General features: G+C 56.6%; 12 protein-coding genes and 1 riboswitch. Of the genes, 2 read left to right on the top strand and 10 right to left on the bottom strand.

Going from position 1 to position 12,447, the window contains the following annotated elements; genetic code table 11:
• Nucleotides 1-21: 21 nt before the first annotated feature.
• Nucleotides 22-109: riboswitch (cyclic di-GMP riboswitch) on the bottom strand.
• Between the two features lie 189 nt (nt 110-298).
• The 7 genes from flhA to EDC28_RS10695 are packed head-to-tail and all read right to left on the bottom strand — an operon-like array spanning nt 299 to nt 6,508.
• A complete protein-coding gene (gene flhA / locus EDC28_RS10725; RefSeq protein ID WP_123421598.1) occupies nt 299-2,365 on the bottom strand; it encodes a flagellar biosynthesis protein FlhA in 2,067 nt (688 codons plus the stop codon).
• A gap of 6 nt (nt 2,366-2,371) precedes the next feature.
• Nucleotides 2,372-3,505: a flagellar biosynthesis protein FlhB gene (gene flhB / locus EDC28_RS10720; RefSeq protein WP_123421597.1), complete on the bottom strand. Its 1,134-nt coding sequence runs from the start codon at nt 3,503-3,505 to the stop codon at nt 2,372-2,374.
• The gene (gene fliR / locus EDC28_RS10715; protein ID WP_170164096.1) at nt 3,502-4,290 is read right to left on the bottom strand and encodes a flagellar biosynthetic protein FliR; all 789 of its coding nucleotides are present in this window, start codon (nt 4,288-4,290) and stop codon (nt 3,502-3,504) included. Before fliR ends, flhB begins: the two co-directional genes overlap by 4 nt.
• Nucleotides 4,287-4,556, bottom strand: coding sequence for a flagellar biosynthesis protein FliQ (gene fliQ / locus EDC28_RS10710; RefSeq protein ID WP_050658410.1), 270 nt, complete (start codon nt 4,554-4,556; stop codon nt 4,287-4,289). Before fliQ ends, fliR begins: the two co-directional genes overlap by 4 nt.
• A gap of 7 nt (nt 4,557-4,563) precedes the next feature.
• Nucleotides 4,564-5,289 (bottom strand): flagellar type III secretion system pore protein FliP, encoded by a 726-nt coding sequence (gene fliP, locus EDC28_RS10705; protein ID WP_123421596.1) that lies wholly within the window; start codon nt 5,287-5,289, stop codon nt 4,564-4,566.
• Nucleotides 5,286-5,648 (bottom strand): flagellar motor switch protein FliN, encoded by a 363-nt coding sequence (fliN, locus tag EDC28_RS10700; protein WP_050658408.1) that lies wholly within the window; start codon nt 5,646-5,648, stop codon nt 5,286-5,288. The genes fliP and fliN overlap by 4 nt, the downstream gene beginning before the upstream one ends.
• The gene (locus EDC28_RS10695) at nt 5,645-6,508 is read right to left on the bottom strand and encodes a FliM/FliN family flagellar motor switch protein (protein WP_170164095.1); all 864 of its coding nucleotides are present in this window, start codon (nt 6,506-6,508) and stop codon (nt 5,645-5,647) included. Before EDC28_RS10695 ends, fliN begins: the two co-directional genes overlap by 4 nt.
• Nucleotides 6,509-6,655: 147 nt before the next feature.
• Between EDC28_RS10695 and EDC28_RS10690 the strand changes: the two genes are divergently transcribed.
• The gene (locus EDC28_RS10690) at nt 6,656-7,156 is read left to right on the top strand and encodes an Mpo1 family 2-hydroxy fatty acid dioxygenase (RefSeq protein ID WP_123421594.1); all 501 of its coding nucleotides are present in this window, start codon (nt 6,656-6,658) and stop codon (nt 7,154-7,156) included.
• Between the two features lie 77 nt (nt 7,157-7,233).
• A complete protein-coding gene (locus EDC28_RS10685; protein ID WP_050658405.1) occupies nt 7,234-7,851 on the top strand; it encodes a LysE family translocator in 618 nt (205 codons plus the stop codon).
• Nucleotides 7,852-7,857: 6 nt separating this feature from the next.
• Here EDC28_RS10685 and EDC28_RS10680 read toward each other — a convergent pair whose 3' ends face one another.
• From EDC28_RS10680 to EDC28_RS10670, 3 genes are all read right to left on the bottom strand, one after another.
• Nucleotides 7,858-10,455, bottom strand: coding sequence for a hypothetical protein (locus EDC28_RS10680; protein ID WP_211355736.1), 2,598 nt, complete (start codon nt 10,453-10,455; stop codon nt 7,858-7,860).
• A 116-nt stretch (nt 10,456-10,571) separates the two neighbouring features.
• The gene (locus EDC28_RS10675) at nt 10,572-11,543 is read right to left on the bottom strand and encodes a calcium/sodium antiporter (protein ID WP_123421592.1); all 972 of its coding nucleotides are present in this window, start codon (nt 11,541-11,543) and stop codon (nt 10,572-10,574) included.
• On the bottom strand, nt 11,543-12,400 hold the full coding sequence (locus tag EDC28_RS10670; protein WP_419179026.1) for a mechanosensitive ion channel family protein: 858 nt from the start codon (nt 12,398-12,400) through the stop codon (nt 11,543-11,545). Before EDC28_RS10670 ends, EDC28_RS10675 begins: the two co-directional genes overlap by 1 nt.
• Nucleotides 12,401-12,447 lie beyond the last annotated feature (47 nt).

The raw sequence follows: 12,447 nt of genomic DNA, 5'->3' as shown, positions 1-12,447 counted from the left end.
CACTGTCGACAACACCTTAGCTCTGGCAACCCCGCTATCTTAGAAGTGAACTTCCTTAGACCGGAGGCTTTGCGTCCCAGGCTTTCGCCATGGTTTGCCCTTATCGGCAGCCAAGTCGAGACATCAATTTTCCAAAACTTGAACGGAACATTAACGTCACGGGGTAAGCATATATTTACATCCTGGCTGCGTAAAGTGCCTACCTTCAAAATTATGAAAAATTTAATGTTTCTTCTTGCAACAAAATTGACTCATAAAATCAAATGGTTAAATCGGAAACTCCCACGCCAGCCGGGGCTTACCCAAGTGTTCCGACCACATCAATATGCATCTTTTCTGGCACTTCGTTGTAAGAAAGCACCTTGAGCCCACGGGCAAAAGTGCGGGCGTAACGGGCCAGCAAGGGCCTTAATTGCGGCGTCACCAGCAGTACCGGTGAATGGCCCTGGCGCTGCATTTCATCCTTGAGCTGCGGCATCACCTGCTGCAGCTTGCCAAGCAGACTCGGCTCGATGGGGAAGCTGTCCAGCGCTACCTTGCCACCGGCTTGGGCTTGGTTCAGGGCCTTGAGCAGGGTCTGTTCCAGCTTGTCGTCAAGGGTCATGGTCACCAGTTGCTCTTTGTCGCCCACGGCGGCCTTGATCAGGCTGCGGCGCAGTGCATAACGCACATCGGCGGCCAGCAAGATGGGATCTTTGGTGAGCTCGCAGCTGTCTACCAACGTGGTGGCGATGGTGCGAATGTCCATCAGGCTGACCTGGTCGGCCAGCAACTGGCGATACACCCGCAGCTGCTGGATAGGGGTTAACTGGGCATTGAGGCTGTCAAAAAGCTTCTCGGAGTGGGATTTGAGCCTGTCGCCAAGGGCAATGACATCGTCATGGCTGAAGATTTCTTCTAAGTGCTCGCGCATCACCTTGCCAAGGTGGGTAGCAATCACGGTGGCACTATCCACCACCGAGTAGCCGAGGTTCAACGCCTTGGCTTTTTGGTCCACCGCGATCAGCACTGCATCCATCTGGTAGGCCGGTTCTATGGTCAGTTCACCATCGAGTTTGCCGTAAACGTCGCCGTTCTGGATGGCCATCAGCCGCTCCGGGTCCACCTCGCCTTGGCTAACCATCACCCCGCCGAGCTTGATGCGATACTCGCTGGCCCCCAGTTGCAGGTTGTCGCGGATACGCACTTCCGGCACCAAAAAGCCCATTTGCTCGGAGAGAATTTTGCGCACGCCTCGGACCCTGGCCAAGAGCTCGGCGCCCTGGCTTTTGTCCACCAAGGTGACCAGGCGATACCCCAGGTCGATAGAGAGGGTATCGACATAGGGCAAGTCGCCCCAGGCCAGAGGCTGCTCACGGGTGAGCTTGTCGGACAGCTCTTCAAGGTCTTGGGCCGGCGTTTGCTCGGGTTTGACCAAACCCTGGCGCCAGCCGGCAAAGGCCAGCACCGCGCCAAAGCCGAGGAAAACTGCGGTGGGCATACCGGGAATGATACCCAGCATCACCATTACCGCCGCCGCGGTCCAAATCACCCGTGGCGAGGCCAGCAGTTGCTGGTGCACCTGGTCGGACATTTCCGACTCGTCGTTGACCCGGGTCACGATGATGGCGGCGGCGGTTGCCAGCAGCAGTGAGGGGATCTGGGCCACCAGGCCGTCACCTATGGTCAGCAAGGCATAAAGCTTGAAGGCATCGCTGCCTGACAAATGATGCTGGAACACCCCGATGGCCAAGCCGCCAAGAAGGTTAATCACCAGGATCATCAAGCCGGCGATGGCATCGCCGCGCACAAACTTGGAGGCCCCGTCCATAGCGCCGTAGAAGTCAGCCTCGCTGGCCACGTCCTGGCGGCGCTGCTTGGCCTGGCCTTGGTCGATAACCCCGGCGTTGAGGTCAGCATCGATGGCCATCTGCTTGCCAGGCAAGGCGTCCAGAGTAAAGCGGGCCGCCACTTCGGAGATCCGCTCGCCGCCCTTGGTGATCACCACGAAGTTGATGATCATCAAGATGACGAACACTACCATCCCCACCACATAGTTGCCGCCGATGACCACTTCCCCGAAGGACTGGATCACCTTACCGGCCGCGTCCGAGCCGTTATGGCCGTTTAGCAGCACCACCCGGGTGGAGGCCACGTTCAGGGTCAGGCGCATCAGGGTAGCAATCAGCAGAATGCTCGGGAACACCGAGAAGTCCAATGGCCGCTTGGCCGATACCGCCACCAGCAGCACCAGCACCGCCAGCACAATGTTGAAGGTAAAAAGGGTGTCGATAAGCCAAGGTGGCAGCGGCAAAATCATCATCGCCAGTACGGACAGCAGTACCAGCGGAATAGCGGCGTAAGAACTGATAAAGGGCAACTTCACCTTGGTTTACCTATCTCGTCTTAATGAAGCGGGAATTTTAAATTGCGGCAACGGCGCCGGCTTGCGCCCGCCATTGGCCTTAAAGGCATTGAGCTGAATAACGTACATCAGCACGTGGGCCACGGCGTTATAAAGCCCTGCCGGCACTTCTTGGTCTATCCGCGTTGAATGATAGAGCGCCCGGGTCAGCTCCGGCAGCTCAAGAATGGTTTTATCGTGCTGGCCGGCGACTTCGCGGATGCGAAGGGCCAGCTGATCGGAGCCTTTGGCTACCAGGTAAGGCGCCTCGGCGGCATCCGGGTCATATTTGATGGCCACCGCGTAATGGGTGGGGTTAGTGAGGATAACGTCGGCCTTGGGCACACGCTGGTCGATACGCTGGCGCGAGATCTGCATCTGCAATTGGCGGATGCGGTTTTTCACTTCCGGGCTGCCTTCGTTCTGCTTGTGCTCGTCTTTGATTTCCTGCTTGCTCATGCGCAGTTTTTTGAGCATCGACCAACGCTGGAAGGGCACGTCCAAAATAGCGACAAACAGCAGCACCAACCCCAGCCAGATAAAAACCAGCGCCAGCAGGCGAAGGCCGCTTTCCAAACCCATGCCTAGCGGCTGGCGATTAAGCCCCATCAGCACCAGCCAGTTGTCCCACAGCATCCAGGCCAGCACCAGCAGCAGCAGGGACACCTTGAGCATGGATTTGAGCAGCTCCACCAGGCTCTGAGACGAAAACATCCGCTTGATACCGGTGAGCGGATTTAGCTTGCTGAATTTAGGAGCCAGGGCCTTGATGGACAGCAACCAGCCACCGGGCAACATGCCGCTGACCAGCGATGCCAGCCAAATGATCACAAAAAGCGGAGCAAAAGCGCTGATGGCAAGCCGCCCGGCTTCGCCGAGGTGTTTAAGCATCATCGCCGGGTCGTTACTGTCGCTGTATTCGAGCTCAAACTGCAGGTGCATTATCGCATCGGCAAAGTGGCCAAAACCTTTGGAGAGCGACAGCAACAATACTCCGCCCAGCAGCACCAGAGCCGCGCTTTGCAGCTCACGGGAACGGGCGACCTGCCCTTCTTCGCGGGCCTTTTCAAGGCGGCGCGCCGAGGGGGCTTCTGTTTTGTCCTGGCTGCTGCTTTCGCTCATCGCACGCCTCCGGCCACCATCAGCCGCATCTGGTCCATGGCCTGGCTGGCAAAATCGGCAAAGCGGCCGGGAATGCCGGACACCGTCAGCAACACACACAGCAAGCCCAGCAACAGGCCGAGAGGGAAACCCAGGGCAAAAATGTTAAGGGACGGCGCTGAGCGGTTCATCACGCCAAAGCACAGGTTGACCATCAACATGGCAATCACCGCGGGCATGGCAAGGATAAGGGCGCTACCGAACATCCAGCCAAAGAGGCCGAGAATACGGTTGAGATCCAGGGAAAAAACGCTCTCCCCCGGCGGCCAGGTGACAAAGCTCTCTACCAGCACGTCAGTCACCACCAGGTGGCCATCGAGGCTGAAGAACAAAAAGCCCGCCAGCAAAAACATCAACTGGCTCATCAATGGCACCGAGTCGCCGTGGGTGGGGTCGTTCATCACCGCCGCCGACAAGCTCATCTGCATGGACAATATCTGCCCGAGCATGGTCATTACCGTGAACAGCATCTGCACCATCAACCCCAGCAGGCCGCCAAACAGAATTTGCTGCCCGGCCAGCACCAGGGCTTGTAGGGAGAAGGGGTCCACCGCCGGCATGGCCGGCATCATAGGCGCCAAAAGCGCTGCCAGCAAAAAGGCCAGCAGGATACGCACCTGAGGCGTTTGCAGGTAATCGCCGAAGATAGGCATGGCCCACAGCAGCGCGCTTATCCGCAAAAAAGGCCACCAGACCTTGCCAAGCCAAGCCACCAGTTCAGGGGCAGACAAGGTCATGTAACTCATCCCAGGGCCACCGGAATAGCAACAAACAGGTTATGAAACACATCCATAATGCGCTCGAGCATCCAGTTGCCGGCAAACACCAGCATGCCAAGGGTGACCAGCAAACGGGGCAGGAACGACAGGGTCTGTTCGTTGATTTGGGTGGCGGCCTGGAAAATGCTGACCAACAGGCCAACGATAAGGCTCGGCACCACCAGTACCGACACGATGAGGATGATGTTCAGTACAGCGTCGTAAATCAGCGAAACCGCCATTTCAGGAGTCATGGCGGCGCTACCCGAAACTGGCCGTGAGGCTGCCGACCGTCATGGCCCAGCCGTCCACCAGCACGAAGATCATCAGCTTAAAAGGCAGCGAAATAACCAGCGGCGACAGCATCATCATCCCCATGGCCATCAATACCGAGGCCACCACCAAATCGATGATAAGAAAGGGAATAAACAGCATAAAGCCGATTTGAAAAGCGGTTTTAAGCTCGGACAATACATAGGCCGGCATCAGCACCGTGAAAGGGATTTCACCCGGTTTTAAGGTCAGCGGTTCATCGGCGATGCGCAGCATCTGCTCAAGTTCGGGCTCCTTGGTCTGCTTGAGCATAAAGGTGCGAAGCGGCACCTCGGCCCGGGCAAAGGCGTCCTTGAGGGTGATCTGGTCATTATCAAACGGCACGAAGGCGTTGTCGTAAATGTCGGTCCAGACCGGGCGCATGATAAGGATGGTGAGGGTAAGAGCAATGCCCACCAGCACCCTATTCGGCGGGCTTTGCTGCAGGCCAAGGGCCTGGCGCAGCACCGACAGCACAATGATGATGCGGGTAAAGCTGGTCAGCATCAGCAGCATGGCCGGCAGGAACGACAGCGCCGTCATCAGCAGCAAAATCTGTACGTTCAGGCTGTAATCGTCGGCGTCCGAGCCGTGCTTGACGCTAAAAATAGGCAGGTCTGCCGCCAGTACCGGTACCGGCAGCAAACTGACTAAAAGCCAGAACAGTTTTTTCATGAGCCGCTGGACAGTTGCTTGAGGCTGAGTTCGTCCAGAACTTCGGTGAGGCGAAGGCCGTATTTACCGTCAACCACCACCACTTCGGCCTTGGCCAGCAAGGTGCCGTTGACTCGCACATCCAAAGGGGCACCAGCGCTTTTATCCAACGGCAGCACTTCGCCGCTGCCAAGGCCTAAAAGTTCGCCAAGGCTGATTTCCACGCTGTCCACTTCCAGGGTCAGTTTGACCGGGATGTTGCGCAGCAAGGAAAGCTCGGCAGCGGCCTTGGCCGGCTGCGCTTTGTCTTCCAGCAGACCGTCGAGGTGGTCGTCGTCGAAATTCAGGTCGTCCAGGATGTCGTTTTTCTTATCGCTCATTTTGTTTCTCCAATGCCGTCGCCAATACGAAGTACCAGTTGATCGCCCTGCTCTGCCAACTGGCCACGCAGGCAGCTGACTTTGCCAATCCGAGCCGAAACGGTTTCACCCATCTCGATAGGCAGAATATCGCCGGCCTTGAGCTTGCCAAGCTCGCCAAGACTTAAGGAAAGCTGCGCCACCGTGACCTTGAGTTTCACCGGTATAGCATGGGCACATTGCTCAAGCTGGGGTTTGAGGGCAGACGGCATTACCGCCAGGGGTTGGGGATTGGGGTCAAAATCGGTTGACCAACTGCACTGCCAGCGAAGCTGCCCCTCCCCCACCTTGATGGTGAGTTCAGTGCGCACTTGATGCTGCTGGGGCGAGCGGTTGTGCCATTGGCTTTGCCAGCCTTCGAGCTTGATACCCAGCTTGCCAAAGAAGGCGCCAAGCATACTGTGCAGTATTTTCTGGGCAAGCCTTTCTTCGGTTTCCGATACCTGACGCCCTTCAATTTTTTTAACCGGTGCAAGCTGGCCGCCAAAAAAGAGCTCGGAAAGACTGAATAAATCGCTATGAGCAAAGCCCATGGATACCAGTGGTTCGCTTTTATGATCCGGGGCTGCGCCCAGCCAACATTCGGCGTCCTGGCCCTGGTTTGTCCAGGGCGACAGGGTGATTTGAACACCGGTGTCGTTAAAGAGATGACGGCAATGCACACTCAGTGCATCGGCCACGTGGGTATTTAACCTGTTGAGGGTGGCGCACAGCGCGGCCACCCGCCGGTTTTCACCAAGCAGGTCAAACTGTGGGTATTGTGCGGCCTCGGCGCCTTTTATAAAGCGCTTACCCTGACCGCCCAGGGTTTTATCCTGCATGCATTTACTTCCCAAACTCACGAAAAAGAGCTCCCCTGCATCTAGCAAAGCGTCCCGATGCAGGCTGGACTTAAATCTATTCTCCATTATTTTGACTCATAAAGATAAGTCACTAATCCCTTAGAACAATTGACAGCAGGCAGCGCCATGAAAACCTTAACCCAGCACCTAGCCCAATATGCAGGTTACCACCGGGATAAACGCAACATCCTCACCCATTTGGTGGGAATTCCTTTGATTGTGATAGCTCTCAACGCCTTATTAAGCCGCCCTGCCCTTTGGCTAGGCCCATTGCCGATAAGCCCTGCCAGCTTGCTGACCCTGCTGGCTTGCCTTTTCTATCTGCGCCTTGAATGGCGCCTGGGCAGTTTAATGACGGTGCTGATGGTCCTTGCCCTTTTTTGTGGTGAGCGCCTTGCCGCCCTTAATACCGCCGCCTGGCTTGGTTGGGGCATAGGGCTTTTTGTTATTGGCTGGGCCTTTCAATTTATTGGCCATTACTTTGAGGGCCGCAAGCCGGCCTTTGTCGACGACATTGCCGGCCTGATTGTCGGGCCGCTGTTTGTGGTCGCCGAACTGCTGTTTGCCGCTGGCTTGCGCCAAGAGCTAAAACGTCAGGTTGAAGCTAAAGCTGGGCCGCTGCACTGAGCACAAAAAAGCGCCTAAGGGCGCTTTTTTATCGCCCGGGCCTTCCTTACACTGGCGCCTTCAGTAAGGAGCCCTTCATGACCTTTCACAGCGCTTTGTCGTTCTTTTTGGCTATTTATGTATTCTGCCTGACCCCAGGGCCCGGCGTCTTTGCCATTTTGTCTCGGGCCCTTAGCCGCGGCGCTGGCGCCTGTTTCTGGCTGGGCCTTGGCATGATCAGCTCCGATATTCTTTACCTGCTGGCTGCCTGTTTTGGGCTGGCCGCCATTGCCACACACTTTTCCAGCCTGTTTCTGGTTATCCGCTTTGCCGGCGCCGCTTATCTGTTGTATCTCGCTTATAAAATGTGGTCGGCGCCAGTCAGTGCCCTAGATGACAATGCCGACGACAACAAAACCCAAGGGGTGATGAGCTTCGTGCAAGGGATGGCGATTTCGCTGTCCAACCCCAAAGTCATCCTTTTTTATATGGCCTTTCTGCCCACCTTTATGGATTTATCCAGCCTCACCGACCAAGGTATCGCGCTGGTGGTGGCACTGACCTTTTGCGGCCTGCTGCTGGGGGTCTTTACAGTGGCGCTTTTTGCTGCCAAAGCAAGGCTCTGGTTTCGCTCGGACCGAGCCATGAAGGGACTTAACCGGGGGGCTGCCAGCTTGATGGCCGCAGCCGGCCTGTTTCTGGCCAGCCGCGGTTAGTGAGGATTATTGGGCAGCAGGTGCTGGCCACATTGCATCAATCCAGCCTTGCCAGAGACCAAGACGCACCGGCTCGGCCCCCATGGCGGTGGCCCGCCACAGACCATACTGCTCAATCTGCTCGGTGGTGATGCCATAAGACGTGGTGTGCATGTAGCGGCTGCCGTCGCTCCTTACCCCAAGCGGGGTGCGGGCACTGTCGAGACAGTAGCGGAACCCGGCAATAGGTTCACTCTCTCCCAGTTGGGTATTGTTCGGGTCACAGCGGCGCCAGTCTTCGGCCTTGGTGTCGGCATAGAGACTGTTGAACTGGTTGATGGCGCCGTTCACGACCTTCAGATACAACCCCGGCGTCAACTCATCGAGGAAGGCAAAGGGCGATCCGCCGTGGCCGAACTCACTGTCGCTATCGATAAAGTTATTTACTGCCAGGTGTTTAACGACCTGAGCCCGGCCATAACGCCCCTGGTTGGCAATCAAGTCGCTCTGTGAAGGGTCATAAAGCACGATGTCGTTGTTAACATACTGGGCTGATTTAATGCGCCCTTGCAGCAGACGAATATTGTGCTCTTGCTGGGCCGCCTTTGCCGCCGGCGTTGCCGAGCCCACGGTATTGGCCGCCAGTTCGTCAAAGAAGGTCAAATAGGGCCAGTCCATGGGGAAGTTCACCCAGCCACTCTGGGCGCCGGGGTTGATGGTCATTTGCAGCTGATACCACTGGTTGGAGCGGTAATACGAGCCCATCAGGTTGTTCGCTTCCCAGGCTTGATACCACTCGCGGGTTAAGTTATCGGCACTGTCCTTGTCGGCCTGATAAAGCATATGAGGGGCCAGGTAAAACACGCTCGGGGTATTGAAGGGCCAGCCATGGGCCTCGCCCCGGCCTTTCCACTGGCCCGTTGCCTGGTCAACCTCGCCAATAAACCATTGCTGGTTACCTTCCAGGTGATAGTGCTGGGCCAAGTCCCATTGGCGCACACTGTTCCAATGCAAAAGGCTACCCATGGCCCGTTCGATAAAGGCATTGGTACCAAAGGCGTTGGCGGGCTTACCGGCAATGGTATTGGCGTCGATACGGCTACTGAGGTTGGCCGCCCCTACTTGCGCGCCGTACTGGCTGTAAGGCGCGATATGGTCGCCACGGCCGCCGCCAAGGAAGCTGTAGGATTCCCAGCCAAACTGGGTAAACATGGCCATGATTTGCTCGCGCTCCAGGGCGCTCAGCTGGCTCCAGTTCGCCGGGTTGGTGGCATTTTGGTGGGCGGTTAACCAATCAATCAGCCCCTGATAGCGGCCTTTCGGGTCCCAGTGGCCGTTAACAAATTGGGCGCTGCCGTCAAAAGCCCCTTCTGTGTTGGTGGCAACCGGCCACACATCCAAGGGATGCACCTGGGGCAGCCAGGCATTCCAATCAGGAAACTGCATCGGTACCGGCATTTCCCGCACATTGAGGGTAGCGTTGGCGTCCATCACCTGGTCTACGTCATCCTGGGTGATCTCTGCCAGCGCATTTTTACCAAACAGCGCCGCCGCTGCCGCTGCCGGAGAAGCAGCAACCGCCTCGAGGCCGGCACCAGCCGACCAACCCACAGCGCACTGCGGGTCGTCGCAGTCCAGCCCCGGGCCTGGCTGGTAAGGAGGGTTCCAGGGCCGTGCCTTGTCTACATAAGGCACCTGGGTCAGGGAATAGCGCAGGAAGTCGGCGATCTGCTGGCCCTGCTCGGCACTCAAGCCATGAAAACGGCTGCGCTGAACAATGGCGTTGTTGGAGTAATTGAAATATTGCAGATCCCAACCGTCCTCGGCGTGGCAAGACGAGCAGCTGGCATGAATAGTCCGGTTAACGATACTGGATTTGGTCAAAAGATCTTTGCCATACCACAGGGCTTTACCGGCATCCGCGTCATCTTTATTGATATTGTCAGCCGATCGTTCAAGCTGTGGATCTATCCTGGTTATTTCATCAGTTGATACCTTTTCATTATTGGCATCGGTCATTTCAATATTGAGAATACGAAATCCGTTTGACTCGCCGTCGGTACCATTAAACCGAAATTGCACCCGGTTTAGTGCCGGGCTCGCCACCAGGCGTTGGCGCATGGCACTGTCTAAAATCAGCGCCATATTAACGGTGTAAAAGCCGCCGTTAATACCTCCTTGCACCTTGACGGTATCTTCCACTTCCAGATTGGCATCGGTGACATCAACCCAGGGAATATCGGCGCTGTCATCCATCCCCCCCAGCACCCTGACGCTGGCAATCACGTTACTGACCGGGCCATCGGTATGTTCATACTCCGGCGCCCCATAGCTGCCGCAGCGGTGGCACTGAAACCAGAGCTTATCCGCCGTTGCAAGGCCCGTGCTGTCAAGGCTTAAGGCAACGTCTTTAACCAGCGGGGTGGCAGGGTTGCCATCCCCCAGCACCTCAACCGGCAGGGTTAGCTGATGGCTGGTACTGACCGGTTCCGGGATGGCAACCGGTTCAGGAGCGGGGTCATTGGTTTGCTGAGTCTGGCTGGCGCCACAAGAAGAAACCGCGGCGAGCATTAACGGAATGAAATACCGCAGCGATACAGATTTAGGTATCTGGCTATTTTTCATCTAAGCGTTCTCCCAAAAGATTTGTAGAATTATGGGAGAACCACGACCGTCAACCGGCGTTAATTTAACGTTAAAAAGAGAAATAACAAAAAAGGAGCCGCAGCTCCTTTTTAAAATCAGGCATTCATTATTCCGTAAAATAAATAGCTGCTATAGCCAATATAAATCAGCAAAAGAATTAAGCCTTCATAGCGATTAATTCGCCCTTGGCGTTTAAAACCATAGCCCATGATAAACAGCAATACCGTCAGCACCGCCATCACCAGCCAATCGCGGTGCAGCACTAGCGCTTCTACGCTCATGGGTTTGATGGCAGCTGCGATACCCACCACCGCCAGGGTGTTGAAGAGGTTGGAGCCAATCACGTTACCAAGGGCGAGATCGTGCTCATTTTTACGCACGGCGGCAATGGAAGAGGCAAGCTCCGGCAGCGAGGTACCGATGGCAACGATGGTCAGGCCAATCACCAGGTCGCTCACCCCCAGGTGGTGGGCAATGGTTACCGCGCCCCACACCAGGATGCGCGAGCTGATAACCAGTAGTACCAGCCCAATAGCTAGCCAGATCAAAGCTGGCTTTAAGGCCATGGGCTGGCTGTCTAAATCCAGGTCCACTTCCTGGCCAATGGCATCGCCACGCTGGCGAAGGCCTTGGACAATACTCCAGCCCATCAGCAAGGCAAAGACCCCCAGCAAGATGCCAGCGTCCAGGCGGTCAAGCTCACCGTCCATCAGCAGCGCCCCAGACAGCAGCGTAATGGCCCCCAGTAACGGCAGCTCTTTTTTTATGACCTGAGACTGCACCGCAATGGGGCTTAGCATCGCCACCAGGCCGAGAATAAGAGCAATGTTGGTGATGTTGGAGCCATAGGCATTGCCAAGGGCCAAATCCGGGTTGCCGTCCAGCGCCGCCAGGGCCGAGACCACCATTTCCGGGGCCGAGGTGCCAAAACCTATCACCACCATGCCGATAAGCAACGGCGGCATACCGGCATGGCGAGCGGTGGCGGCGGCGCCATCCACAAAACGGTCAGCACTCCAAACCAGCAGCGCCAGGCCGCCTAAAATAGCCAAGATGGCAAGTAACATCAGTCAACATCCTTGTTAGTGAGCGCGCTGCCAGGGGCCATGGTGAGCACCCGCTGCGGGAAGGGAATGGTCAGGCCGGCCGCTTCAATTTGCTCCTTGATGCGCCGGTTCATGTCCCAATAGAGCGGCCAGTAGTTGTCCACGCTGGACCACAGCCGCAGCTGCAGATTAACGCTGCTGTCTCCCATGCTTTGCACCATCACCTGAAAGGCTGGATCTTTCATGACCCGCTCTTCGCTTTGTGCCAGCTCAGTCAGTACCGTCAGGCCTGCCTCCAGGGAATCGCCGTAGGAAATGCCCACGATCAAATCCATGCGGCGCTTGCCATTGCGGCTGAAGTTCTTGATGGGGGAGCCCCACAAGCTGCTGTTGGGAGCGCTGATGTAAAGGCCGTCCGGGGTTTCCAGTACCGTGGTAAAGAGCCCCACTTCCCGGACCGTGCCGGAGAAGCTGGCGCACTCGATAAAATCGGCCAATTTAAAGGGTCGCAAAATCAGCAGCATGATGCCGGCGGCAATGTTACTGAGCGTGTCTTTAAGCGCCAGGCCCACAGCCAGGCCAGCGGCGCCCAAAAGGGCTATCAGGCTGGAGGTATTAAAACCAAGGATATCAAGAACAATCACCACCCCCACCAAGTAAATGGCGTAGGCAGCCAGGCTGCTCAGCAAAGGCACCAAGGTGGCATCCAGGCGGTGCAGGCGCTGGTGGGCCTTGCTGACAGAGCGCCGGGCCCAGCCAGACAACACCATGGTCGCCAATACCACCACGATGGCCAACAAGGCCTTGTAGCCCACGTCCATGATGAGTTCGGCATGGCTTTGCCAGAACGCCTGAAGTTTTTCGGTCAAGATGATCACCCCAAAAATCGTAAGACTGGGGATCTTAAAGGCTGAAGAGGTAAAAA

Origin of the sequence: Gallaecimonas pentaromativorans, from assembly GCF_003751625.1 — a bacterium.
Lineage (GTDB): Bacteria > Pseudomonadota > Gammaproteobacteria > Enterobacterales > Gallaecimonadaceae > Gallaecimonas > Gallaecimonas pentaromativorans.
The sequence above is the reverse complement of the archived record's forward strand: the minus strand, read 5'-3'. Positions and strand labels throughout refer to the sequence as shown.